The sequence below is a fragment of the Streptomyces sp. NPDC051563 genome, assembly GCF_044454225.1.
Taxonomy (GTDB): domain Bacteria; phylum Actinomycetota; class Actinomycetes; order Streptomycetales; family Streptomycetaceae; genus Streptomyces.
This window is the reverse complement of record NZ_JBITDL010000024.1, coordinates 83,382-107,391: the sequence shown is the minus strand read 5'-3', so window position 1 is coordinate 107,391 and position 24,010 is coordinate 83,382. Positions and strand designations below refer to the sequence as shown.

Here is a 24,010-nt window from a genome sequence, read left to right as displayed (position 1 = left end):
CGGCTCAAGGCGCCGTGAGCAGCTCGCCGTCGATGACCGTGACCGCGCGCCCGATCAGCAGCATACGGTCGCCCAGCAGCCGGACCCGGACCAGGCCGGTGCGGGCTCCGCCCTGGAGGCCGACGAGCTCCGTGCGGCCCAGCCGCTGCGCCCAGAACGGGGCCAGGGCGGTGTGGGCGCTGCCGGTGACCGGGTCCTCGTCGATGCCCAGCGCGGGGAAGAACCCGCGCGAGACGAAGTCGTAGCCGCGCGAGGGGTCCTCGGCCGCCGCGGTCACGATGATCCCCCGCCGGGAGCGGCCGCGCAGGGCGGCGAAGTCCGGCGTCAGCTCGCGTACGGCCCGCTCGTCGGCCAGCTCCACCACGAGGTCGCCGATGTGCTCGGAGGTGTCGTGGACCGACTTGGCCGGGGCGCCGAGCGCGCGCTCCACGGCCGGGTCCCGCTCGACCTCGGTCAGGGAGGAGGTCGGGAAGTCCATGACCAGGGTCCCGTCCGCGGCGGCCGTGACCTCCAGTACCCCGCAGCGCGCGGAGAAGCGGACCGGCCCCGTCGCGAGGCCGCTCGCGGCCAGCACGTGGGCGGTGGCCAGGGTCGCGTGGCCGCACATGTCGACCTCGGCGGCCGGGGTGAACCAGCGCAGCGCCCAGTCCGCCTCACCGCCGGGCGGCAGGGGATGGGCGAAGGCCGTCTCGGAGAGATTGACCTCGGCGGCGACCTGCTGGAGCCAGGCGTCCGGGGGGAACCCGCCCGCGCCATCGAGGAGCAGGACCCCGGCGGGGTTGCCGCCGAAGGGGCGGTCGGTGAAGGCGTCGACGATTCGGATGCGCATGTCACCGACGGTAGGGACGCGGCGGAGCCGGCTGCAAAGGCCAATTCGGGATGACTGGACTGGTCTGGGGGGATTGGGTCTGGGCCTAGGTGCCGGCGTCGAACAGGGGGTCGAGCAGGTCGCCCTCGCGGCCGACGACGAGGCAGGTTGCGGCTACGGGGCTCCGGGAGAGCTCCACGAGGCGTGCCAGGACCGCCGTCTCGGGCGGGAGCCCGGCCGGATCGAGACCGAGTGCCCGGGCCGCGCGGTCGCGTCGCCGGTCGAGGTCGGGCACGTCCTCCCGGTACTCGTCGGCGACGGCCCGGAGTTCGTCGGCCGTCCGTCCCGGAGCATCCCGCCACCACGGTGACACCAGCAAGAGCCGCGCCAACTCCGGCAGGCCGAGGGCGAGCGGTCCCGCCTCGCCGTCGAGGCTGACGTACACCACCGGGCGTTCCTCGCCGCCCTCGCCGACGAAGCAGAACGCGTCCCCCGAGCCCGCCCGTGCGAACGGCTCCAGCCGGGCCCCGGAGGCGAGCCGGACTCCGTCCTCCAGCAGATGGTCGGCCGGGCTCGTCGCGTCGAGATCCGCGACCTCGGCGAAGTAGGCGACGGCCCCTTCGTCGGCACCCAGGAGGGGGAGCAGGGCTACGGGGTGGGTGGGTGTGCCGGCCGGTCCGTTCAATGCGTTCACCCGGCCACCGTAGTCGGGCCGTCAATGCCAACTGCGGGTGGTCCGGGGTGTTCGTTGAGAAAGTTTCCGATATATCGTTGACGCATCGCGATGGGTCAGCGATAGTAGAGACATCGCATCAGCGACAACGAGATCACCGAATGAGGAAAGGAGCGCAGTCATGCGTTCACACGGACAGCACGGACACGACCACGGACATGAGCACGGACGGGGTCACGGCCACTGCGGGCCGGACCGTCGGGAGGAGTTCCAGCAGCGGCGGGCCGCCTTCGGGCCGTTCGGGCCGCCCTTCGGCGGTGGGCCCTTCGGGGGGCGCGGCGGGCCTCGGGGCCGGGCGCGGCGGGGTGATGTGCGCGCCTCGATCCTGGCACTGCTCGCCGACCGGCCGATGCACGGCTACGAGATGATCCAGGAGATCGGCGAGCGCAGCGGCGGGGCGTGGAAGCCCAGCCCGGGGTCGGTGTACCCGACCCTGCAGATGCTGGAGGACGAGGGTCTCATCACCAGCGAGAGCGAGGGCGGCAAGAAGCTGTTCACGCTCACCGAAGCCGGTCGCACCGAGGCCGAGTCCGGCCCGGACGCCCCCTGGGCGGAGGCCGGCCGGGGCTTCGACTTCGAGGCCGTGAACGAGGTCCGGACGGCCGGATTCGGCCTGATGGAGGCCTTCGGGCAGGTCTTCAAGACCGGCACCCCCGCGCAGCGGGAGAAGGCCCTTGCCGTCATCAACGACGCCCGCAAGAAGCTCTACCTGATTCTGGCCGACGAGCACTGATCGTCGACATGACGGCGCGCCCCGCGAGGTTCCTCGCGGGGCGCGCCGTCATGTGTGGGGCTCTACGGGCCTGCTCGGCCGGGAGCGCTGCTCAGGCGACCAGGCCGGAGAGCTTGCGGAGCGACTCGTTCAGGGCGGCGGTGGCCGAGTCCTTGAGCTTGCCCGCCATGAGGGAGACCGCGGCGCCGGTGAACTCGCCGTCGATGCGGACGGTGGTGGCTTCGCCGTCCGGGATCAGGGTGTAGCGGGTCAGGATGGCCACGCCCATGGGGCCCTTGCCGGTCAGCGTGAAGACGCGCTCGTCCTCCAGCTCCGAGACCGTCCAGAGGACCTCGGCGGGGAAGCCCATCATCTTCATGTTCTCGGCGAAGGTGGATCCCACCGCGAGGGTCTCGGGGCCGCCCTTGGGGAAGTTGGTGTGGGTCATGCTCCACTGGCCGTATGCGTCCCAGTCGGTCAGCTGGGACCAGAGCTTCGCGGCGGGCGCCTCGATGCGTGATTCCGCGGTGACTTCAGCCATGCGACCACCCCTTCTCGTCAGTACGTGCGGCGGAAGGTAGTCCCGGCGGACGCAACATTCAAGACTGACGACCTGTCAGATATCGAGCGGGAGGGAGGCGAAGGGCGGGTTCGGGCCCGGTCGGTACCGGGTCGGTCTCGGGAGCGTCTCAACAGGTGTCACGGTCCCGTGGCTCCTGACCGGTCCTGCCATGATGTCCGAATGCAAGCGTCAGGGAGACATGCCGGACTGGGCCTCGCCCTCATTTCGGCGATCGCGTTCGGTGGTTCGGGTGTGGCGGCGAAGCCGCTGATCGAGGCGGGTCTGGACCCGCTCCACATGGTCTGGCTCAGGGTGGCCGGGGCGGCTCTGGTGCTGTCCCCGCTGGCTTGGCGCCATCGCGATCTCGTACGCCGCAAACCCCTGCTGCTCGCGGGCTTCGGGCTCGTCGCCGTGGCCGGCGTCCAGGCCTTCTACTTCGCCTCCCTGTCCCGGATCCCGGTCGGCGTCGCCCTGCTGCTGGAGTACCTCGGCCCCGCGCTGCTGCTCGGCTGGATCCGCTTCGTGCAGCGGCGGCCCGTGACCCGGGCCGCCGCGGCCGGCGCCGCCGTGGCCGTCGTGGGCCTCGCCTGCGTGGTGCAGATCTGGGCCGGGCTGAGCCTCGATCTGCTCGGCGTGCTGCTCGGCCTCGCGGCCGCCTGCTGCCAGGCCTTCTACTTCGTCTTCGCCGACCAGGGCAGCGACGGCGATGACCTTCCCGACCCGATGGGCATGATCGCGTACGGCATGATCGTCGGCACCCTCGTGATGACCGTCATCGCCCGGCCCTGGCGGATCGACTGGCAGGTCCTGGGCGGCGACGCGGCGCTCGGGGAGCTGATGGTGCCGGCGCCGGTGCTGCTCGGCTGGGTGGTGCTGATCGCGACCGTGTTCGCGTACCTGACTGGCGTGGTCTCCGTGCGGAAGCTGTCGCCGCAGGTCGCGGGCGTGGTGGCCTGTCTCGAGGCGGTTGTGGCGACCGTCCTGGCCTGGGTGCTCCTCGGCGAGCACCTCTCGACCTGGCAGATCGTCGGGGGCGCCCTGGTGCTGGGCGGGGCCTTCATCGCGCAGACCTCCCGGCAGGCCGCGCCCGCGCCCGGAGTCGCCGAGCCGGTGGCCGCTCTGGACCGCGATCCGAGCAAGGTCTAGGCTCCCGATCATGCCGATGACCGTGCTTCCGCCTCCCGCCGCCTAGCGCGGGCGGCTGCCACACCGTAGGAGAACCCGGCCCGGGCCGTGACCCGGGCGGATTCGCGCTGCCCGCGAAGCGATGACCTGCTCCTTTCATCCTTCACGCACGCGCGGAGATCCCCTGTGTCGAATCAGTCGGACCACATGCCCTCCAACGGGCGCAGCCTGCTCTTCCTCGTCATCGCCGGAACCGCCTGGGGCACGGCGGGGGCGGCGGCCTCGCTGCTCTACCTCGTCAGTGACCTCGGCCCGCTCGCCCTGTCGTTCTGGCGGTGCGCGGGCGGGCTGGCCGTGCTCCTCGCGGTACTCGCCGTGCGCCGCCGCCCGCGGGGCGGTGCGGCCGGGGCGGGCGCCGTGCGGGCCCGGGCCTCGGTGGGGTCGCTGATCGGGACCGGGCTGCTGTTCACCCTCTTCCAGGCCGCGTACTTCGCCGCCGTCCGCGAGACCGGCCTCGCCGTGGCCACCGTGGCCACCCTCGGATCCGGGCCCGTGCTCATCGCGCTCGGGGCCCGGTACTGGATGGGGGAGCGGCTCGGCCGGGGCGGGATCCTCGCGGTCGGCGGGGCGCTGGCCGGGCTGGCCGTGCTCGTCCTCGGCGGAGCGGGCGCCGAGGTGCGGCCGCTCGGCATCGGCTGGGCGCTGCTGTCCGCCGCCGGCTACGGGGCCATGACCCTGCGGGCCCGGCTGCTGGGGCGGCGCGGAACGGGAGGGGACCCGCTGGTCACCACCGTCTGGTCGGTCGGGGTGGGCGCGGTGTGCCTGTTGCCGCTCGCCCTCGTGGAGGGGCTGATGCCGCACACCGCGGAGCCCGCCCGGGTGCTCGGTCTGCTCGCGTACATGGCCACCGTGCCGACCGCCCTGGCCTACGCGCTCTACTTCAGCGGGGCCGCCGCGGTACGGGCCGCGACGGTGTCCGTGATCATGCTGATCGAGCCCGTCGGCGCGGCGGCGATCGCCGTCCTGGTGCTCGGGGAGCGGCTGACCGGCCCGGTGGTGCTGGGCACCGTACTCCTGCTGACGGCCGTGGGGGCGCTGATCGCCGCGGAGTCGCGGGGGCCGGCGGTGGCCGGCGGTGCGGAGACCGGGGGCGCGGAGACCGGGGACGCCGAGGCCGGGGACGCGCAGATGCGGGAGGGCGGGCCGGAGGTCCGGCCCGCCCTTGCCGACGGGGCGGCCGTCAGAGCGCGGTGATGTAGTCCGGGACGGGGATGCCCGCGGCGAGGTCGGCGGCCGGGACCGGGGTCCCGTACGCCGGCGCCACGGGGACCACGCCGGACCAGAACGGCAGCGCGAGGTCCTCGGGGGCGTCGCCCGGGCCGCCGCTGCGGACCTTGGCGGAGACCTCGTTCAGGTCCAGGCGGATCACGGCGGTGGCCGCGAGCTCCTTGGCGTTCGCCGGCCTGGAGTCGGCCGAGCGGCCCGGGACGACCTGGTCGACGAGGGCGTCGAGCGCGATCCGGCGCTCCTCGGGGTCGGTCACCTCGTGGGCGGTGCCGTGCACGACCACCGAGCGGTAGTTGAGCGAGTGGTTGAAGGCGGAGCGGGCCAGGACCAGGCCGTCGAGGTGCGTCACGGTGAGGCAGACCGGCAGCCCCGGATCGGCCTGGCCGGCCGCGAGGAGCGGGCGCGAGCCCGTGGAGCCGTGCACGTAGAGGGTCTGGCCGACCCGGCCGAAGAGGGTCGGCAGGACCACCGGCGCGCCGTCGCGGATGAAACCGAGGTGGCAGAGGTAGGCCGCGTCCAGTATCGAGTGCACCGTCTCGTGGTCGTAGTGCGCGCGGTCGCGGTACCGGCTCGGAACGGTACGGTCCGTGGGAGCGTATCCGGCGGCCGGCGCCTCCGTGGGCGCGGGCGTTGCCGTCGACGTCTCCGGGGTGGCCTCGGGTGCGGGCGTGACGCTCATCGTGCGGACTCCGTTGTATTAGTGCATACTTAGCTTTGTGCTAGGAGAGTATCTGATCATCGGGCGGCGTGCATCGGAAATCGCCGCGAGCGTGGAAGCGGGCGTCGCCTCGGGCGCGCTCGCACCGGGAGCGATGTTGCCGCCGATGCGGGAGCTCGCCGGTGTGCTGGGGGTGAACCCCAACACCGTGGCCGCCGCGTACCGCACGCTGCGCGAACGCGGGGTCATCGAGACCGACGGGCGCCGCGGCAGCCGGGTGCGGTCCCGCCCGGCGACCGCGCCGCGCGACGAACTGCGGATGGCCGTCCCGGCGGGGGTGCACGACATCGCCTCGGGCAACCCGGACGTGCGGCTGCTGCCCGCGCTGGACGTGGCGCTGGCGGGCGCGGCCCGGCGGTACGCCGCCGAGCCCACGCTCTACGGGCACGACCCGGTGGTCCCGGAGCTGGCCCGGTTCGCCAGGGCCGCCTTCGACGCGGACGGGGTCCCGGCCGGGGAGGTGGCGGTCACCTCGGGCGCGCTCGACGGCATCGAACGGGTCCTGGCCGCGCACCTGCGGCCCGGAGACGCGGTGGCGGTCGAGGACCCGGGGTGGGGGAGCGTGCTCGACCTCGTCCCGGCGCTGGGACTGCGGGTGGTACCGGTGGCCGTGGACGACGACGGGCCGCTGCCCGACGCGGTGGAACGCGCGCTGGCGCTGGGGGTCCGGGCGCTGCTCGTGACCGCCCGGGCGCAGAATCCGACCGGCGCCGTGGTGAGCGCGGAGCGGGCTGCGGAGCTGCGGGCGGTGCTCGCCGGGCACCCGGAGGTGCTGGTCATCGACGACGACCACGGACACGGCATCGTGGACCTGCCGCTGAACGTGCTGGGCGGGGCGACCCGCCACTGGGTGGTGATCCGCTCCACCGCGAAGGGATACGCCCCCGACCTGCGGCTCGCCCTGCTGACCGGCGACGGGGTCACGCTCGACCGGGTCCGCGGACGGCAGAGGCTGGGCCCCGGGTGGGTGAGTCGGCTGCTGCAGTACACCGCGGTGGAGCTGTGGGAGGCCGGAGCGGTCGACCACGCTGCGGTCGCGCGCTCCTACGGCGAGCGCCGGGACGTACTGGTCGCGGCGCTCGCCCGGCACGGGGTGCGGGCGCACGGGCGGAGCGGGCTGAACGTGTGGGTGCCCGTCGCCGAGGAGACGGCGGTGGTGACGCGTCTGCTGGGCGCGGGCTGGGCGGTCGCTCCGGGGGCCCGGTTCCGGGTGGAATCGGGCCCGGCCGTACGGATGACGGTGTCGACGCTGTCCCCGGCGGACGTGCCGGGGCTGGCGGAGGCGGTGGCCTCGGCCGTCCGGCCGGCGGCCGGGGGGCGGCTCGACTGAGGGCGGGCCCTCGGGGGTGTCTTGCCGATCGGGCCGGGCTCGCGGGGCCTGATCGACAAGGCGTCACACCCCAAGGGGGTGTCCGCACAGTGGCGCCCGGCACACCGAGAGCGCGTGCCGGGCGTCGTGAGGCAGGCGGTACTTTGCGGACACCTCCTAGCGGCGGCGGGTCTGGGTGAGGGCCGCGCCGGCCAGGACGATGGCCGCGCCCACCGGGGTGTTCCAGTGGAGCTGTTCGTCCAGGAGCAGGACGCCCGCCGTGGTCGCGATGACCGGGATGAAGTACGTGACCATCTGCGCGGTGGTCGGGCCGATCTCGGTGACCAGGCCGTACTGCATCTGGAGGGCCATGCCCGTGCCGAGCGCGCCCAGGGCGATCACCGAGAGGGTCGGCCAGAGCGGGAAGGAGGTCGGCGTCGAGGTGAACAGGGCGCTGACCGAGGCCAGTTGGAGGGTCGAAAGCAGGAGCTGGGCGCCGGTCAGGGCCACCGGGGAGCCCGGTGCGGCGGCCAGGGTGCGGCGTACGTAGATCCAGCCGATCGGGTAGCAGAGCGCGGCCAGCAGGGCGAGCGCCGTGCCCTTGGCGTCGAGACCCGAGAAGCCCTGCCAGGCGCCGAGAACGGTCAGGACGCCGAGGAAGCCAAGGCCCAGCCCCGCGAAGCGGCGGCGCGTCGGGCGGTCCTCGGAGAGGGCGACCAGCGAGAGCGCCATGCCCCACAGCGGAGAGGTGGCGTTGCAGATGCCCGCCAGGCTGGAGGGGATGCTCAGCTCCGCGTACGCGAAGAGGGAGAACGGGACGGTGTTGAGCAGCAGCGCCGCCACCGACAGGTGGGCCCAGGTGCGCCCGCCCCGGGGGAGCGGCTCGCGGCGGATCAGGAGCACGGTGAGCAGGGCGAGCGCGCCGAAGAAGACCCGGCCGAGGGCGACCTGGAACGGGGCGTACGCCTCTGTGCCCACCTTGATCAGCAGGAAGCTGAAGCCCCAGATCACCGAGAGGATCGCGAAGCGCAGGCGCCAGTCCAGGCGGCCGGTGGCGCGGGCCTTGGTGGTGGCGCCGTCGAGGAGGGCGGGGGTGGAGGCCGTGGCCGGGGCGGGGGCCGGAGACGGGTGCGGGGCGGAGGGGCTCGGTGGAGCCGGGGTGGGGTGGGGAAGCGGGGTGCTGGGGGCGCTCATGACAGCCACCTTCGCTCCTGGCGACCTCGTAGGACAAGCGAGAGTTGTTGGGGGTGACGTCGTAGGATTGCTTACATGTTGAATCTGGAGCGGCTGCGCACCCTTGATGCCCTCGCCCGCCACGGCTCCGTCGGCGGCGCCGCCGACGGACTCCACGTCACCACCTCCGCCGTGTCCCAGCAGATGGCCAAGCTGGAACGGGAGGTCGGGCAGCCGCTGCTGGCCAAGAACGGGCGCGGGGTCCGGCTCACCGATGCGGGGCGGCTCCTCGCCGAGCACGCGGCCCGGATCATCTCGCAGGTCGAGCTCGCCCAGGCCGACGTCGAGGCCGCGCGCGGATGCGCGGTCGGCGAGCTGCGGATCGCCGCCTTCCCGACCGCCATGCGGGGGCTGTTGCCGCAGGCGCTGGCGGAGTTGCGGGCCGACCACCCCGAACTGCGGCCCCGCGTAAGGGAGCAGGAGCCTGGAGAGAGCATGGCCGCCGTGGTGCGGGGCGACCTCGACATGGCCCTCGCCATCGACTGGCACAACAAGCGGATGCCGGTACCGGCCGAGCTCACGCGGGCCCATCTCCTGGACGACTCGCTGGACATCGCGGTGCCGGCGGCGCATCCGCTGGCCGGGCGCTCCGAGATCTCCCTGGCCGAGTTCGGCGGGGACGACTGGATCTCCTGGACCGAGGGCCAGTTCTGTCACGAGTGGCTCGTCTCCACCCTGCGCGGCACCGGCATCGAGCCCCGGATCACGCACATCGCGGAGGAGCACCACACCCAACTGGCCTTCGTCGAGGCCGGACTGGGTGTGTGCGTGGCCCCCCGGCTGGGACGCGGCCCCGTACCGCCGGGGGTCCGGCTGCTGCCGGTGTGCGACAGCGTCCGGCGCCACGTGTACGTCGTCTGGCGCGCGGACGCCGACCGCCGGCCGTCGATCCGGGCCGCTGTCGAGGCCCTGAGGAGGGCGGCATCGGCCGCGGCGGGGGAGGCCGCGACGGCAGGCCGGGTCGCCGCTGTCGGGGAGGCCGCGGCTGTCGGGGAGGTCGCGGGCGGTGGTGCGGTGGCCTGAGTCGTTCCCGGACACCCCCTAGATCTTGCGGAAGTCCCAGGACACTATCGAGTCCGGGGTCAGCCGGATCCAGGCGTGCCGCCCGTCGTGGGGCATCTCCGTGATGCCGAAGTTCTTGACGGGGAAGAGCCGCTCCGGCTCCGCCAGTTCCCCGCACGGCTCTCCCGTACGGGGGGCTTCGCCCACGAAGACGGCCGTGCCGGACAGTTCGACGCCGCGCAGCTCGTCGTAGGCCTCGCCGGCATCCACGACCACCGAGATGCGGGGATCCTTGCGCAGGTCGGACCAGCGGCGGCTGCGGGTGATCGAGTACAGCCACAGGGAGGCGCCGTCCCAGACGAACCAGAGCGCGCCCACGTGCGGGCGCCCGTCGGGGGAGACCGTGGCCACCCGGCAGGTGCGCTGCTCGCGCAGGAAGGCGTCCGTCTCCTCGTCGGTCATCATGATGCGGCGGCCCCGCCGCTGGGCCCTGTCCGTGGGTGTGCTGTCCATGTGGTCCGCGCCCCTTCACATCTGACTGTGTGTCAGGAATCATGCGTGCTCTTCCGTCGCCACGCCAGGGGGAGCCATGGCCGATCTCGATCCCGCCACCACCGCACTGCTCACCGTCGAGTGCCAGAACGGTGTCGTCGGTGAGGAGAGCGCCCTCCCGGAACTGGCGAAGGAGGCGCGGGACTCCGGCATGCTGGACCGCGTCGCCGCGCTGGTCGAGGCCGCGCGCGGAGCCGGGGTGCAGGTGCTGCACGCGGTGGCCGAGCGGCGGCCCGACGGCCTGGGAGCCAATGCCAACGCCCGGCTGTTCCGGGCCGCGGGCAAGCTGCCGGTGCGCCAGTTGACCGGCAGCCCGGCCGTACAGGTCGCCGCGCCCATCACCGTCGCCGAGCAGGACCTCGTGCTGCGCCGGCTGCACGGGCTCTCCCCGATGGCCGGCACCGACCTCGACGCCCTGCTCCGCAACCTCGGCATCCGCACCCTCGTCGTCACCGGGGTCTCCTCCAACATCGCGATCCCGAACACCGTCTTCGACGCGGTGAACCTCGGCTACCAGGTCGTGGTCCCCTCCGACGCCATCGCCGGGGTGCCCGCGGCCTGCACCGCCGAGGTCATCCGCAACTCCCTCTCCCTGGTCGCCGCCATCACCACCGCCGAAGCCGTCCTCGCCCAGTGGACCCCGGCGCCGATCGTGGCCGTGGTCAACGACGCGGGCCGCCCGGAGCCGTCGGGGGGGCACTGAGGAACGGGTACGGCCGCGTCCGCCGGAGCAGCCGTACCCTCGGCTCCCCTTCGGGTTACGGGACCCAGTGGTTGCCGGAAGCGGTGATCATGACCTGGAGCTGGATGCTCGCGGAGAAGTAGCTGCTGGTGTCGACCGGGGCGGCCAGCATCTTGTTCCACAGCGCGTCCAGCCAGGCCTGGCTGCCGGGGTCGGTCATGGCCGCCAGGGCGAACGGGGCGAAGAAGGCCGCCTCGCTGCCGGAGGAGATCTGCGTGCCGTCGAGCTTGTAGCCGACGGCGATCTTGTTCGGGTCGCCGCCCGTCTTGGCCTTGATCCAGCCGTTGATCTTCCGTGCCGACGCCAGGGACTTGGCGTCCCCGCTGGTCACCGCGTCGTCCGCGATGCGCCACGGGGTGCGGCAGGCGTTCCACCAGTAGGCACCGTCGTTCGGGTCCTCGAGGACCTTGCCGGGGGCGGGCTTGGGGGTGGTGTTGGTGGTGACGACGAAGTCGGGCAGCAGCCCGGTGTTCGGGGCGTAGGAGGCCTGCAGGCCGGTGATCTGGTTCTGGTGCGCGGCGCGGACGGTGTCCCAGGCCGCGTCGCCGGTGGCCGTCCGGAAGGCCCGGAAGTGGTCGACCATCCAGTCCGAGGTGCGGGTGATCCAGTAGTACTGGTCGCCGGAGCTGCTCCAGTCGCCCAGCTTGAGCAGGTTGGTGGACGGATTGAGCTCGCCCTTCTTGATCGCGTTGATGTGCTTGATCGCGAGGGCCTCGTAGTTGTAAGTGCCCGCGCTGCCCCACTGCTTGTCGGCGAGGAGCAGTCCGTACGCGACGTCCATGTCCCCGTCGGTCGCGCCGTCGCCGCCGTTGACGCTCCGGCAGGCGGTGTCCTGTTCGGCGGCGAGCAGGTCGGAGTTGACCGAAGAGGGGTGGTCGATCGTCCACTTGGTCAGACCGTCGAAGATCTTCTTCGCGTCCGGGTCGGCGCCGGCCATCGTCGCGGCGATCACCATGCCGTACCCCTGGGCCTCGGCCACGTAGGGGTGGTCGGCGTCGGGGGAGATGACCTGGTACCAGCCGTTGCCGCAGTTCTGCCGGACGAAGGCGGACTTCCAGGCGGTGTAGTAGTCGATCGTCTTCTGGTCGAGCGTGCCCTGGGCGCCGGTCGGCTTCAGCGTCCCGGCGGCGTAGGGGCGGGTGTGGCCGCCGAACGGAACCGCGGGACCGGAGCCGCTCGCGGGCAGGGTGGTGACGCTGAGCGCATTGCTCGCCGCCGAGACGTTGCCCGCCGCGTCCCGCGCCCTGACCGTGTACCCGTAGCCGGTGGAGGCCGTGAGGCCGGTGTCCGTGTACGAGGTCCCGGTGGCCGTCGTCACGAGCGTGGCGCCGCGGTAGACGTCGTAGCCGGTGACGCCCACGTCGTCGGTGGCGGCGTTCCAGGCCAGCGAGACGCTGTTCGCGGTGGCGGCCGTGGAGCGCAGGCTTCCCGGGGCGCTCGGCGGGGTGGTGTCGGAGCCGCCGGAGACCGGGGAGCCGTAGACCCCGAACTCCCAGAGGGAGTAGCCGTACGCGGTGCCCCGCGCGGTGGCGTACATGCGGACGTAGCGCCCGGTTCCGGCGACCGTCAGATCGTCGGTCGCACCGTTCCCGGTGCTCGTGGAGTAGACGTCGGTCCAGCTCGTCCCGTCATTCGAGGTCTGGATCCTGTACGCCTTCCCGTACGCGGCCTCCCAGTCGAGCTTCACCCGGCTGATGGTGTGCGCCGATCCGAGGTCGATGCGGATCCACTGGGGGTCCGCGCCCTCCGCGCTGGCCCAGCGGGTCGAGGCGACGGCGTCCACGGCCTTGGCGGCCTCGAAACCGCTCCCTTCGACGGAGGAGGCGGTCGTGGGCTTTCCGGTCGACACCAGCACCGCGGCGGCCCGGGCCGGGGCGACGGCGGCAGGGGCCCGGACCGCGGTTCCGGCGGCCTCGGCCGGGGCGCCGAGGCCGGAGAGGCCCGCCACGGCGGCGAAGAGGGCGGCGAAGCCCGCCAGCGGGCGGTGCCGGCGGGGGTAGCGACGGTCTCGGTGCGCGGAACGTTGCTGATGTGCTCGTGACATCGGGCGTCCTCGGGTGAGTGCTGCGCGAGTGGGGGGAGCGCCGATTCGGGGGACCGGCCAATGGTTAGGAATGGTTCCTAACCATTGGCCGAGAGCGTAGGAACGGAACGGGGCGCCGCGCAAGACCCCGGGCGCGATCCGTCGGAGCGCCGCACGGCCGCCGCGCGGGAGCCGCCTCCCGCGCCCCGGGAAAAACCCCGGAAGGCGATCCGTGATCGCCGGTTAGCCTGGGGAAATGCTCACAGAAGTGATCGCGACCCGATATGTCACGCCCTTGCGGGAGGGCGGCTCGCTCCCGGGAATCGTGGAAGCCGATGATCTCGGCACCTACGTCATGAAGTTCACCGGAGCCGGCCAGGGCCGCAAGACCCTGGTCGCCGAGGTCATCTGCGGCCGCCTCGCGCAGCGGCTGGGGCTGCGCGTCCCGACGCTGGTGCAGATGCAGCTCGACCCGGTCATCGGGCTGGGCGAGCCCGACCAGGAGGTCCAGGAGCTGCTCAAGGCCAGCGGCGGGCTCAACCTCGGGATGGACTACCTCCCCGGCTCGATCGGCTTCGACCCGCTCGCGTACCAGGTGGACCCCGTGGAGGCGGGGCGCGTGGTCTGGTTCGACGCACTGATCAACAACGTCGACCGGTCCTGGCGCAACCCCAACATGCTCGTCTGGCACGGGGACCTCTGGCTCATCGACCACGGCGCCACCATGATCTGGCACCACAACTGGCCCACCGCCCAGAGCGCCGCGGCCAAGCCGTACAACGCCTCCGACCACGTACTGGCCCCGGTCGGCCCGGACATCGCCGCGGCGGCCGCCGCGCTCGCGCCGCTGGTCACCGAGGAACTGCTCACCGAGGTCGCGGCCGACGTGCCCGACGAATGGCTGGTGGACGAGCCGGGCTTCGACTCCACCGACGCACTGCGCCGCGCCTACGTGGAGGCCCTGCTGCCGCGCGCGGCCACGATCCACGAGAGGATCACGATGGAGGCCGAGGTGAAGGTCCGGACGGGTCCGCCCGGCTGGCTCGCCGACCGCCTCGACCCCCGTCCCCGGAAGATGAAGAGCGACAGCGAGTGATCAAGCGGGACGTGTTCGAGTACGCGCTGGTGCGCGTGGTGCCCCGGATGGAGCGCGGCGAGTGCTTCAACGCCGGCGTGATCGTCTACTGCCGGGCGCAGTCCTACGTCCGCGCGCGCACCCACCTCGACGAGGCCAAGCTCCTCGCCCTGGACCCGAAGGCCGACGTGGCCGGGGTGCGGGCCGCCCTGCGCGGGGTCGAGGGCGTGTGCGAGGGCGGCGAGTCCGCCGGCCAGGCGGCGGGCGACGACGCGGGACGGCGGTTCCGGTGGCTGATCGCCCCGCGCAGCACGGTGGTGCAGCCCGGCCCGGTCCACACGGGGCTGACGGCCGACGCCGCCGCCGAGGTGGAGCGGCTGCTGGACCTCCTGGTCCGGTGAGCCGCTGATCGGCGCGGGTGGTCGGCACGGTTCATCGGCGCGGTTCACCGGCGCGGGACGCGGGTCGTCGGCGCGGGTCCGGAGCCCTGGCACGTGGTGGCGTTGACACCGGGTGCCAGGGCTCCTAGCGTCTCCTCAGCTGAAGCTACTAAGCGGTTGCTCACCCCTGAGGGGCCGCTTTTCCCAGTGCGAGGAGATCCAGCATGTCCACCACCGAGCAGCGCGTCGCGATCGTGACCGGGGCGGCCCGGGGCATCGGCGCCGCGACCGCCGTACGCCTGGCCGCCGAGGGCCGGGCGGTCGCCGTACTCGACCTGGACGAGGCGGCCTGCAAGGACACCGTGGAGACCATCACGGCGGCCGGCGGCACGGCCGTCGCGATCGGCTGCGACGTCTCAGACAGCGCGCAGGTGGAGGCGGCCGTGGAGCGGGTGGTGAGCCTGCTCGGGGCCCCGACCATCCTCGTCAACAACGCGGGCGTGCTCCGGGACAACCTGCTCTTCAAGATGAGCGACACCGACTGGGACACCGTCATGAACGTGCACCTGCGCGGTGCGTTCCTGATGTCGAAGGCCTGTCAAAAGCACATGGTGGCAGCCAAGTTCGGCCGGATCGTGAGCCTCTCCAGCAGCTCGGCGCTCGGCAACCGCGGCCAGGCCAACTACTCGGCGGCCAAGGCCGGTCTGCAGGGCTTCACCAAGACCCTGGCCATCGAGCTCGGCAAGTTCGGCATCACCGCGAACGCCGTGGCCCCCGGTTTCATCGTCACCGAGATGACCGCCCACACGGCCGCCCGGGTCGGCATGGACTTCGAGGACTTCCAGGCCGCGGCCGCCACCCAGATCCCGGTGCAGCGCGTCGGGCGCCCGGACGACGTGGCCAACGCCATCGCCTTCTTCACCGGCGAGTCCGCCGGTTTTGTTTCCGGCCAGGTCATGTACGTGGCCGGCGGCCCGCTCAGCTGACGAGGAAGGCGCACACCATGACGTACGACGGAACGGACAGCGGCAAGGTCGCGCTGATCACCGGGGCGAGCCGGGGCATCGGCTACGGCATCGCCGAGGCCCTGGTGGCCCGCGGCGACCGGCTCTGCATCACCGGTCGCAACGAGGAGGCCCTCAAGGAGGCCGTGGAGCGGCTCGGCGCGGACCGGGTGATCGCGGTCGCGGGCAAGGCGCACGACGAGGCCCACCAGGCCGTCGCCGTGGAACGCACGATGGAGGCCTTCGGCCGCGTCGACTTCCTGATCAACAATGCGGGGACCAATCCGGTCTTCGGGCCGATCGCGGACCTGGACCTCGGGGTCGCCCGCAAGGTCTTCGAGACCAACGTGATCTCGGCGCTCGGCTTCGCCCAGCGGACCTGGCACGCCTGGCAGAAGGAGAACGGCGGCGCGATCGTCAACATCGCCTCGATCGCCGGGGTCTCCGCCTCGCCCTTCATCGGGGCGTACGGGATGAGCAAGGCGGCCATGGTCAACCTGACGCTCCAGCTCGCCCACGAGATGGCGCCGGGGGTCCGGGTCAACGCGATCGCCCCCGCGGTGGTGAAGACCAGGTTCGCGCAGGCGCTCTACGAGGGCCGCGAACAGGAGGCGGCGGCGGCCTATCCGCTGGGCCGCCTCGGGGTCCCGGAGGACATCGGCGGGGCCGCCGCGTTCCTCACATCTGCACAAGCGGAATGGATCACGGGACAAACTCTCGTCGTCGACGGGGGAATGTTCCTCAATGCCGGAGTGCACTGACCGATAGTCGGACGCATTTGCCTCCAAGGGGGAGGCAAATGCGTACCGAATAGGCATGTAATCGGTCAAGTGCCGCACGAAACCTGCCCATTGGATTCGTGATGCTCTGCGGTAGGGTCTGCCGCACCCCTGGCTGATCGAGGAGCGTGCACGTGTTCAACCGGACCAGATGCCTGCAGATCTCTGCGGCCCTTGCGTCCATATCCCTGCTCTCCGGATGCGGCCTGTTTTCGGACGACGGCGGCAATGGAGAACAGCGGATTGTCGTCGGAACGACGAGCGCACCCACGACCCTCGATCCAGCCGCGGCCTGGGACGGCTCCTGGGAGCTCTACCGGAACGTCTACCAGACCCTGCTGGCGTTCCCCACGGGTGCCACCAAGCCCCAGCCCGACGCCGCGCAGAACTGCGAGTTCACCGACGCCGGGAACGAGTCGTACCGCTGCACCATCCGCAAGGGCCTGAAGTTCTCCGACGGCGAGCCGCTCGACGCCAAGGCCGTCAAGCACTCCCTGGACCGGATCAAGACCATCAACGCCCCGTCCGGGCCGAAGGCGCTGTTCGGCAGCCTCGACAAGATCGAGACCCCGGACTCGCAGACGGTGGTCTTCCACCTGAACACCCCCGACGCCACGTTCCCCTTCGTGCTCGGCTCCCCGGCCGCCTCGCTCGTCTCGCCGAAGCAGTACCCGGCCGACAAGCTCCGCGAGGGCGACAAGGTCACCGGCTCCGGCCCGTACACCCTGGAGTCGTACAAGGAGGCCGGCGAAGCGGTCCTGAACCGCAACGGGAGCTACAACGGCTTCGCCAACCGCCGCAACGGCGGGGTCACCATCCGCTACTTCGCGGACTCCAAGAAGATGATCGCCGCCCTCAAGGGCAAGGAGATCGACGCGACCTACCGCGGCCTCTCCGCCGACGAGGTCAAGGACCTCCAGTCCCCCGCCTCGCACGACGCGGGCGTCCAGGTCGTCGAGAACGTCGGCTCGGAGATCCGCTACCTGATCTTCAACCCCACGGACCCGCAGGTCGCGAAGGTCGAGGTGCGCCGCGCGATCGCGCAGATCGTCGACCGCGGGGCGCTCGTCTCGAAGGTCTACCAGGGCACGGCCGAGCCGCTCTACTCGATGGTCCCCAAGGGGGTCGTCGGCCACAAGACGCCGTTCTACGACTCCTACGGCCAGCCGGACGTGGCCAAGGCCAAGAAGGCCCTCAAGGACGCCGGCATCCCCACGCCGGTGAACCTGACCTTCTGGTACACCACCGACCGCTACGGCGCCTCCACCGCGGACGAGTTCACCGAACTGAAGCGCCAGCTCGACGAGAGCGGACTCTTCAAGATCACCCTGCGCGGGCAGCCCTGGAAGGCCTTCCAGGAGGGCTACAAGAAGGGCGAGTACCCGGTCTTCGGCCGCGGCTGGTTCCCCGACTTCCCGGACCCGGACAACTTCATCGCGCCGTTCGTCGGCAAGGACAACGCGGTCGGCACCCCGTACGAGTCCGCCGAGATCCTGAACACGATCCTGCCCAAGTCCCGCCGCGAGAGCGACCGGTCGGCCGGCATCCACGAGTTCGAGAAGGCCCAGCAGATCTTCGCCGACGACGTCCGGCTGCTGCCCCTGTGGCAGGGCAAGCTGTACGTCGCCGCCCGCGACGACATCGCCGGCGCCGAGCGGGCGCTCGACCCGCAGACCGTCATGCAGGTCTGGGAGCTGTACCGCAAGACCAGCTGGTAGCAGGCCCGTACGCCGCCCCGCCCGTCCGCACCGCCCACCCGGGCGGGGCGGGCGGGCGCCGCGCTGTCAGTGGCCACCGGTAAGTTCTGGACCAGTCGCGCGAAGCAGTTGCGCGAGCGCGCCCGCGTGCACACGCGCCGGCGCGCAGACGAGACGTCTCGAACACCGTGTACCGGAGGTTGTCGCCGTGCCCCAGATGCTGCCCGATTCCTGGCTCCCCGTCCTCGGTGGAGAGCTGGAGCAGCCCTACTTCAAAGAGCTCACCGAGTTCGTCGAGAAGGAGCGGGCGAACGGGCCGGTCTACCCGCCCCGCGAGCAGGTCTTCGCGGCCCTGGAGGCCACTGCGTTCGACCAGGTGAAGGTGCTGGTCCTCGGCCAGGACCCGTACCACGGCGCGGGCCAGGGCCACGGCCTGTGCTTCTCCGTGCAGCCCGGCGTGAAGACCCCGCCCTCGCTGCGCAACATCTACAAGGAGATGCAGGCCGAGCTGGGCACCCCCGTCCCGGACAACGGCTACCTGATGCCGTGGGCCGAGCAGGGCGTCCTGCTGCTCAACGCGGTGCTCACCGTCCGCGAGGCCGAGCCCAACTCGCACAAGGGCAAGGGCTGGGAGAAGTTCACCGACGCGGTGATCCGCGCGGTGGCCGCGCGCCCCGACCCGGCCGTCTTCGTCCTCTGGGGGGCGTACGCGCAGAAGAAGCTCCCGCTGATCGACGAGGAGCGGCACGCGGTCGTCAAGGGCGCCCACCCCTCCCCGCTGTCGGCCAAGAAGTTCTTCGGCTCCAAGCCCTTCACCCAGATCAACGAGGCCGTCGCCGCCCAGGGCCATGCGCCGATCGACTGGCGGATCCCGGACCTGGGCCGCTGACCGACCGCGCCTAGGCGGCATTGGAGGTGCCTCCGGCTAGCGTCTTGACGATCGGACCGGAGCAGGTCTGACGGGAACGAGCCGGAGGCCGCGTTGACGGAGCAGCAGGAGGCGTCGGAGGACGCCGTCATGACCAGGATCGGCCAAGCGGCCATCCTGCTGCACGCCGGCGACCGCGAGGAGGCCCGCAACCGGCTCGGCGAGATCTGGTCCGAGCTCGGCACGGAGGGCGACTCCCTGCACCGCTGCACGCTCGCGCACTACCTGGCCGACGCGCAGGACGACCCCGCGGAGGAGCTGGCCTGGGACCTGCGGGCCCTGGCCGCCGCGCACGCCGACTCCGACGGTCCCGGACCCCCGGCGGCCGTGCGGGTCTTCTACCCGTCGCTGCACCTGAGCCTGGCCGCCGACTACGTGAAGCTACGGCGCCCCGAGGCGGCCCGGATCCACCTGGCGCGGGCCCGTGCGGCCACCGGGGTCCTGGCCGACGACGGCTACGGGAACGGCGTACGGGCCGCCATCGCCCGGCTGGAGCACCGGCTCGCGACGGAACCGGCGGAGGGGCCCCGGCCGTTCCCGGAGCAGAACCAGTAGCGGGAACCCGGTCCGCAGACGCGGTCCGGGGCCCCGGCACCCGTCAGCCGCCGTGGACGCCCGCGCAGATGCGGGCCTCCGGGCTGTCCGGATGCCAGCGCCCGTGCCGGCGGCCCAGGGCGCACACGTCGGCCGGCCGGACCGGCAGCTCCCGCATCAGCTCGCGCGGCACCTCCCCGCCCCCGGAACCGGGCCCCCCGGGCCGCTGCCCACCGGGACGGCCGTCGGCGTGGTCCCGGTGCCCCCCGGGCCGCCGGGGCTCGGGGATGTCCGGCACCGGTGCGACGGCCGCCGGGGCTCCGCGGTCTCCCGGCCGGCCGTTCCCGGCCGCCTCCGCCGCCGGGGCTCCGGCCCGCGGGACGGCGGCCCGGCCGGAGGTGGAGGGAGCCGGCCCGGCGGGACGTCCCGGGGCGGCCTCCACGGCCTCCAGCGCCTCCAGGGCGGGTGCCCGGACGACCACCGGCGCGGCCCCGGGCCCGCCGCGGGGCTCGTGCCGGGGCGGCGCCCCCGGGGTGCCGGGGGCGGGCACCGGCTGCACGGGGGCCGGGGTCACGTTCACGCAGCCGGAGACGGCCGAGACCGCACAGGCGACGCCGAGCAGCAGTTTTGTCGTGGTTCGGGTTGGATGCACTCACACAACTCTGCTGTGCGAGGACCCCGCCCGGAAAACCCGGAGCCGATATTCACCCCGCACGGGTGACGGCTACTCGCCCGTGGCGCCGTCGAGGTGCTCGCGCAGCAGGTCGGCGTGCCCGTTGTGGCGCGCGTACTCCTCGATCATGTGGGTGTAGACCCAGCGCATGCTGAACACCTCGCCCCGGCGGTGGCTCTCGGGCCGGGAGACGAGGTCCAGGGAGCGGCCGGCCGCGGCCTGCCGGGCCAGCTCGATCTCGGTCCGCCATACCTGCTCGGCCGCGGCCCAGGTGTCCCCGTCGGCGAAGCGGAAGTCCCCGTCCGGGTCCTCGCGGGTGCTGTACAGCTCGGGCAGGTCCTCGTCCAGCATGACCTCCCGGAACCAGTACCGCTCCACCTCCGCCATGTGCCGCACCAGCCCCAGCAGGCTCAGCGCGGACGGCAGCAGCGGGGTGGTGCGCAGCTGCGCGTCGGACAGCCCCTCGCACTTCCAGGCCAGGGTGGAGCGGTGGTAGTCGAGCCAGCCGTCGAGCATCTCGCGCTCGCCGGCCGTGGTGGAGGGTTCGGTGCGGTGGGATCCGGTACTGGTCGTCATGGGCCCCATCGTGGTCGAACACGGTCGAGGTCACCACCGATTAGGCTGCGTACTCCCACAAGGAACGAACCTGGAGGTCCCGGTGAAGGTCGGCTGCATCGGACTCGGCGACATCGCGCAGAAGGCGTACCTGCCCGTCCTGACCACTCGCCCGGGGCTCGAACTGCACCTGCAGACCCGGACCCCGGCCACCCTCGACCGGGTCGGCGCCCAGCACCGCATCCCCGCCGGGCAGCTGCACACCGACCTCGACTCGCTGCTCGCGCAGAAGCTCGACGCGGCCTTCGTGCACGCCCCGACGGCCGTCCACCCCGAGATCGTGGAGCGGCTGCTGGAAGCGGGCGTGCCGACCTACGTCGACAAGCCGATCGCCTACGAGCTCGCGGAATCGCGCCGCCTGGTCGAACTGGCCGAGGACCGCGGGATCTCCCTCGCCGTCGGCTTCAACCGCCGCCACGCGCCCGGCTACGCGCAGTGCGCCGACCACGCGCGCGACCTGATCGTCATGCAGAAGAACCGGGTCGGCCTGCCCGAGGACGTACGGACCTTCGTCCTGGACGACTTCATCCACGTCGTCGACACCCTGCGCTTCCTGCTGCCCGGCGAGGCCGACCAGGTCGACGTACGGGCCGTGGTGCGGGACGGCCTGATGAGCCAGGTCGTGCTCCAGCTGTCGGGTCCGGGCTTCACCGCGCTCGGCATCATGAACCGGCTCTCCGGTTCCACCGAGGAGGTCCTGGAGGTCTCCGGGCAGGACACCAAGCGCCAGGTGGTCAACCTCGCGGAGGTCATCGACCACAAGGGCCAGCCCACGCTCCGGCGGCGCGGGGACTGGGTGCCGGTCGCCCGTCAGCGCGGCATCGAGCAGGTCGTCGACTCCTTCCTGGACGCCGTCGCCACGGGCTCGGTCCTCAGCGCGCGCGACGCCCTGCTGACCCACGAACTGTGCGAGCGGGTCGTGCACTCCGCCCTGGAGCAGGCACGGCAGGCGTCCTGAGCGGCTCCCCGAGGGGCGCCCCGGCCGGATCCGGGGCCGGATCCCCGGCCGGGGCCGCCACGGGCCGCCCCGGCGGCCGGCCGAGCCGTACGGAGCGGGCGCCCGACACCGTGCAGTACGCGGCCAGGGCGGCCAGCGCCGCGCCCACCGCCCAGTCCCCGAAGCGGACGTAGAGGGTCGTGCCCCGGGCCAGCGGGACCTCGTACACCCGCGCCGTCCGCGCCGAGGTGGACAGTGCGGGGCCGATCCGTCCGCCGGACGGCCCGTGCACCGCGCTGATCCCGGTCAGGGCGGCGTGCACCTCGGGCCGGCCGGTCTCCGCGGCCCGCAGCGCGGACAGCGAGGCGTGCTGGGCCGGGGCCCAGCCGTCCTGGAAGGTGGAGGTCGCCGACTGGTCGATCAGCACGGCGGCCCCGTCGCGGACCAGGTGCCGGCTCATGTCGGGGAACGCCGACTCGAAGCAGACCAGCGGGCCGAGGCGGACGTCCGGCCGCCCGGGCAGGTCCATCACGACCGGCGCGTCGCCCGGGACCCGGTTCTCGTCCGCCGCCTTGCCGACCGAGGTGGCCCAGCCCAGCAGTTCGCGGGCCGGAACGTACTCCCCGAAGGGGACCAGGCGCATCTTGTCGTACCGGTCGCCGGTCGGGCCCCCGGGACCCACGAGCACCGCCGATTTGCGGATCCCCGGCCGGTCGGCGGCCCGCGCGTCCACGTTGACCAGCAGCGGAGCCCCCACCCGCGCCGACAGGCCGGCGAGCCGCCGGGCCAGGCCGGGACGGGCCGTCAGGTCCTCGCCGACACTGCTCTCCCCCCACACCACCAGGTCGGGGCGCTGCCCCGCCAGGCCCGCGGTCAGCCGCTCCCCTGCGGCGAACCGCCGCTCCGCGGCGTCCGGGCCGTCCTCGACCGGACCCGGCTGTACGACGGCCACCCGCAGCACGCCCGAGACCTCCGGCCGGGGCGCCCACAGCCACACCACCCCGGTCAGCACCGCGCAGCCCGTCACCCCGGCCAGCGCCGGTGCCCGCGCCCCCGGCGCCGCGATCAGCAGCGCCACCGCGCAGTTCACCGCCACGACCAGCAGCCCGACCAGCCAGACCCCGCCCACCGAAGCGAGCCGCAGCGCGGGCGCCACCTGCCACTGACTGGCGCCGAGCAGCCCCCACGGCCCGCCCAGCCCCTGCCAGGACCGCACCAGCTCCGACAGCAGCCAGCCCGCCGGCACGAGGACCAGCGCGGCGCCCGCCCGGGCCCCGCCGGGCCGGCCGCCGAGCAACTCCCGCACCAGCAGGGCGAACGGGATCCAGAGCAGGCCCAGCAGCGCCGACAGCACGAACAGGAACACGTGCAGACTGGGCAACAGCCAGTGGTGGACGGCGAAGACGAAGCCGGCGCCGCCGAGCCACCCCTCCAGGGCGGCGCGCCGGCCGGTGGGGGCCGACCTCAGCAGCAGGATCCAGGGCACGAGGGCGACGTACGCGAACCACCACAGGGCGGGCGCCGGGAAGGCGAGGCAGGGCAGGGCCCCCGCGGCGACCGCCACCACCGCCCGCCACCACGGGACCCGCTTCGGGACCCGCCCCGGGACCGTCGCGACGGCCGGGAACGACGTCATCACCAAGGGCCTCCGCTTCGCGTGGGGAACAGCCCGGACCGATGGGTCACCGCACCATCAGAACGACATGTGCCGCCACGTCTCGTGGACGGTGACGCGCGAGAGCCGCCAGCCGGACCGGGCGGTCCGGGCGACGGCGAAGGTGTACCGGCCCGCCTCGACGAAGTTGGGCGCGGTGACGGGAGCCGCGCCGTCGTCGGGCTCCTCCCCGGCGAGCCGCATGGGATTGAGGAAGTAGGCCCGGACCTGCGCCGTGTCACCGGGGGAGCCGCCCTGATCCGCGATCCGGACCAGCCGGTTGACGATGAGGTGCTGGCGCACCGGAAACAGCTTCATCGTCTCCGCGAGCCAGTCCGCGACCTCGCCCGCCGGGCCCTCGATCCCGCCGGCCGAGAGGTAGTCGGCCCGCCCGCCCGGAGCGAACAGGGCGCGGTACGCGGCCCAGTCCCCGTCGTCCACGGCGAGGGCGTACCCCGTCACCAGCTCGTCGATCGCCAGCCGGTCCATCACGCCCGCAAGGTCCACACGCTGCGTCATCGGGTCAGTGTGGGGGCGCGGGGCGCGAAGGCCAAGGGGCGTGCGCGGCCAGGATGGCCCGGCAGCGGATCAGTGACCGGAACGCGCCTCCCTGGGACGGACCACCACGAGGTAGGCGTCGCTCGCCAGATCCATGACCACCTCCGCCGGCACGCCCTCGCGCGTCCGCTGCGCCGCGTACTCCTCGGCCGGCCAGCTTCCCCTCGGACTTCCGGCCGGAAACCGCTCCAACACCACTCGACCCATGGGACACCCCCTGCTGTTCGTCTTCAGGTCTCTCCCTCCACAACGACGCGGAGGCCGCCCCGGGACGGTGCCCGGGGGGCGCCGCTTGAAGCGGAGGGGGGTGTGATGTGCGGAGTGGGCGGGCCCCCCGCCCCCCGGGGGGGGGTGGGGACCCAACGCGAAC

Annotated in this window: 26 protein-coding genes; 14 read left to right on the top strand and 12 right to left on the bottom strand. The window is 72.8% G+C overall.

Features of this window, described 5'->3' with window-relative positions; genetic code table 11:
- Positions 1 to 4: 4 nt before the first annotated feature.
- A complete protein-coding gene (locus ACIA8F_RS27100) occupies positions 5 to 829 on the bottom strand; it encodes a PhzF family phenazine biosynthesis protein (protein WP_399382554.1) in 825 nt (274 codons plus the stop codon).
- Between the two features lie 85 nt (positions 830 to 914).
- Positions 915 to 1,502 (bottom strand): hypothetical protein, encoded by a 588-nt coding sequence (locus ACIA8F_RS27095; RefSeq protein ID WP_399382552.1) that lies wholly within the window; start codon positions 1,500 to 1,502, stop codon positions 915 to 917.
- A 160-nt stretch (positions 1,503 to 1,662) separates the two neighbouring features.
- Between ACIA8F_RS27095 and ACIA8F_RS27090 the strand changes: the two genes are divergently transcribed.
- Positions 1,663 to 2,274, top strand: a complete 612-nt coding sequence (locus ACIA8F_RS27090; RefSeq protein ID WP_399382550.1) for a PadR family transcriptional regulator — start codon at positions 1,663 to 1,665, stop codon at positions 2,272 to 2,274.
- A gap of 91 nt (positions 2,275 to 2,365) precedes the next feature.
- On the opposite strand, the gene ACIA8F_RS27085 is transcribed toward ACIA8F_RS27090, so the two are convergent.
- The gene (locus ACIA8F_RS27085; protein WP_399382549.1) at positions 2,366 to 2,794 is read right to left on the bottom strand and encodes an SRPBCC family protein; all 429 of its coding nucleotides are present in this window, start codon (positions 2,792 to 2,794) and stop codon (positions 2,366 to 2,368) included.
- 201 nt (positions 2,795 to 2,995) lie between these two features.
- On the opposite strand from ACIA8F_RS27085, the gene ACIA8F_RS27080 reads away from it, so the two are divergent.
- Entirely contained in the window at positions 2,996 to 3,961 is a 966-nt protein-coding gene (locus ACIA8F_RS27080) for an EamA family transporter (protein WP_399382547.1), read from the top strand.
- A gap of 186 nt (positions 3,962 to 4,147) precedes the next feature.
- Complete coding sequence (locus tag ACIA8F_RS27075; RefSeq protein WP_399382596.1) at positions 4,148 to 5,194, top strand: DMT family transporter; 1,047 nt, start codon at positions 4,148 to 4,150, stop codon at positions 5,192 to 5,194.
- Here ACIA8F_RS27075 and ACIA8F_RS27070 read toward each other — a convergent pair.
- Positions 5,181 to 5,906 carry a pyridoxamine 5'-phosphate oxidase family protein gene (locus tag ACIA8F_RS27070; RefSeq protein WP_399382545.1) on the bottom strand — a complete coding sequence of 242 codons (726 nt, stop codon included), beginning with the start codon at positions 5,904 to 5,906 and terminating at the stop codon, positions 5,181 to 5,183. The genes ACIA8F_RS27075 and ACIA8F_RS27070 overlap by 14 nt on opposite strands.
- 37 nt (positions 5,907 to 5,943) lie before the next feature.
- Between ACIA8F_RS27070 and ACIA8F_RS27065 the strand changes: the two genes are divergently transcribed.
- Positions 5,944 to 7,275: an aminotransferase class I/II-fold pyridoxal phosphate-dependent enzyme gene (locus ACIA8F_RS27065; RefSeq protein ID WP_399382543.1), complete on the top strand. Its 1,332-nt coding sequence runs from the start codon at positions 5,944 to 5,946 to the stop codon at positions 7,273 to 7,275.
- Positions 7,276 to 7,431: 156 nt separating this feature from the next.
- Here the strand turns inward: ACIA8F_RS27065 and ACIA8F_RS27060 are convergent, their stop codons facing one another.
- Complete coding sequence (locus tag ACIA8F_RS27060) at positions 7,432 to 8,448, bottom strand: DMT family transporter (protein WP_399382541.1); 1,017 nt, start codon at positions 8,446 to 8,448, stop codon at positions 7,432 to 7,434.
- 75 nt (positions 8,449 to 8,523) lie between these two features.
- Between ACIA8F_RS27060 and ACIA8F_RS27055 the strand changes: the two genes are divergently transcribed.
- Positions 8,524 to 9,510: a LysR family transcriptional regulator gene (locus tag ACIA8F_RS27055; RefSeq protein ID WP_399382539.1), complete on the top strand. Its 987-nt coding sequence runs from the start codon at positions 8,524 to 8,526 to the stop codon at positions 9,508 to 9,510.
- Positions 9,511 to 9,528: 18 nt separating this feature from the next.
- Here ACIA8F_RS27055 and ACIA8F_RS27050 read toward each other — a convergent pair whose 3' ends face one another.
- Positions 9,529 to 10,002, bottom strand: a complete 474-nt coding sequence (locus ACIA8F_RS27050; protein WP_399382537.1) for a pyridoxamine 5'-phosphate oxidase family protein — start codon at positions 10,000 to 10,002, stop codon at positions 9,529 to 9,531.
- 76 nt (positions 10,003 to 10,078) lie between these two features.
- Between ACIA8F_RS27050 and ACIA8F_RS27045 the strand changes: the two genes are divergently transcribed.
- Positions 10,079 to 10,744 (top strand): cysteine hydrolase, encoded by a 666-nt coding sequence (locus ACIA8F_RS27045; RefSeq protein WP_399382535.1) that lies wholly within the window; start codon positions 10,079 to 10,081, stop codon positions 10,742 to 10,744.
- Between the two features lie 55 nt (positions 10,745 to 10,799).
- Here the strand turns inward: ACIA8F_RS27045 and ACIA8F_RS27040 are convergent, their stop codons facing one another.
- Positions 10,800 to 12,827 carry a glycosyl hydrolase family 8 gene (locus ACIA8F_RS27040; protein ID WP_399382533.1) on the bottom strand — a complete coding sequence of 676 codons (2,028 nt, stop codon included), beginning with the start codon at positions 12,825 to 12,827 and terminating at the stop codon, positions 10,800 to 10,802.
- Positions 12,828 to 13,062: 235 nt separating this feature from the next.
- Here ACIA8F_RS27040 and ACIA8F_RS27035 point away from each other — a divergent pair, with 235 nt between their 5' ends.
- From ACIA8F_RS27035 to ACIA8F_RS27005, 7 genes are all read left to right on the top strand, one after another.
- The gene (locus tag ACIA8F_RS27035) at positions 13,063 to 13,902 is read left to right on the top strand and encodes a HipA family kinase (RefSeq protein WP_399382531.1); all 840 of its coding nucleotides are present in this window, start codon (positions 13,063 to 13,065) and stop codon (positions 13,900 to 13,902) included.
- Positions 13,899 to 14,282 (top strand): DUF3037 domain-containing protein, encoded by a 384-nt coding sequence (locus ACIA8F_RS27030; RefSeq protein WP_399382529.1) that lies wholly within the window; start codon positions 13,899 to 13,901, stop codon positions 14,280 to 14,282. Before ACIA8F_RS27035 ends, ACIA8F_RS27030 begins: the two co-directional genes overlap by 4 nt.
- A gap of 203 nt (positions 14,283 to 14,485) precedes the next feature.
- On the top strand, positions 14,486 to 15,247 hold the full coding sequence (fabG, locus tag ACIA8F_RS27025; protein ID WP_383942048.1) for a 3-oxoacyl-ACP reductase FabG: 762 nt from the start codon (positions 14,486 to 14,488) through the stop codon (positions 15,245 to 15,247).
- A gap of 17 nt (positions 15,248 to 15,264) precedes the next feature.
- Complete coding sequence (locus ACIA8F_RS27020) at positions 15,265 to 16,026, top strand: SDR family oxidoreductase (protein ID WP_389437169.1); 762 nt, start codon at positions 15,265 to 15,267, stop codon at positions 16,024 to 16,026.
- A gap of 152 nt (positions 16,027 to 16,178) precedes the next feature.
- A complete protein-coding gene (locus ACIA8F_RS27015) occupies positions 16,179 to 17,762 on the top strand; it encodes an ABC transporter substrate-binding protein (RefSeq protein ID WP_399382526.1) in 1,584 nt (527 codons plus the stop codon).
- A 196-nt stretch (positions 17,763 to 17,958) separates the two neighbouring features.
- The gene (locus tag ACIA8F_RS27010) at positions 17,959 to 18,630 is read left to right on the top strand and encodes a uracil-DNA glycosylase (protein WP_399382594.1); all 672 of its coding nucleotides are present in this window, start codon (positions 17,959 to 17,961) and stop codon (positions 18,628 to 18,630) included.
- A 93-nt stretch (positions 18,631 to 18,723) separates the two neighbouring features.
- Positions 18,724 to 19,224, top strand: coding sequence for a hypothetical protein (locus tag ACIA8F_RS27005; RefSeq protein WP_399382524.1), 501 nt, complete (start codon positions 18,724 to 18,726; stop codon positions 19,222 to 19,224).
- Between the two features lie 43 nt (positions 19,225 to 19,267).
- On the opposite strand, the gene ACIA8F_RS27000 is transcribed toward ACIA8F_RS27005, so the two are convergent.
- A complete protein-coding gene (locus ACIA8F_RS27000; protein ID WP_399382522.1) occupies positions 19,268 to 19,855 on the bottom strand; it encodes a hypothetical protein in 588 nt (195 codons plus the stop codon).
- A 72-nt stretch (positions 19,856 to 19,927) separates the two neighbouring features.
- On the bottom strand, positions 19,928 to 20,452 hold the full coding sequence (locus ACIA8F_RS26995; RefSeq protein ID WP_399382520.1) for a DinB family protein: 525 nt from the start codon (positions 20,450 to 20,452) through the stop codon (positions 19,928 to 19,930).
- Between the two features lie 82 nt (positions 20,453 to 20,534).
- Between ACIA8F_RS26995 and ACIA8F_RS26990 the strand changes: the two genes are divergently transcribed.
- A complete protein-coding gene (locus tag ACIA8F_RS26990; protein ID WP_399382518.1) occupies positions 20,535 to 21,449 on the top strand; it encodes a Gfo/Idh/MocA family protein in 915 nt (304 codons plus the stop codon).
- Here ACIA8F_RS26990 and lnt read toward each other — a convergent pair.
- The 3 genes from lnt to ACIA8F_RS26975 all read right to left on the bottom strand — a co-directional run bounded on the left by lnt (position 21,364) and on the right by ACIA8F_RS26975 (position 23,847).
- On the bottom strand, positions 21,364 to 23,064 hold the full coding sequence (gene lnt, locus ACIA8F_RS26985) for an apolipoprotein N-acyltransferase (protein WP_399382516.1): 1,701 nt from the start codon (positions 23,062 to 23,064) through the stop codon (positions 21,364 to 21,366). The two genes, ACIA8F_RS26990 and lnt, sit on opposite strands and share 86 nt — an antisense overlap.
- 57 nt (positions 23,065 to 23,121) lie before the next feature.
- Positions 23,122 to 23,601, bottom strand: a complete 480-nt coding sequence (locus ACIA8F_RS26980) for a nuclear transport factor 2 family protein (RefSeq protein WP_399382514.1) — start codon at positions 23,599 to 23,601, stop codon at positions 23,122 to 23,124.
- Positions 23,602 to 23,670: 69 nt separating this feature from the next.
- Positions 23,671 to 23,847, bottom strand: coding sequence for a hypothetical protein (locus ACIA8F_RS26975; protein ID WP_266876352.1), 177 nt, complete (start codon positions 23,845 to 23,847; stop codon positions 23,671 to 23,673).
- Positions 23,848 to 24,010 lie beyond the last annotated feature (163 nt).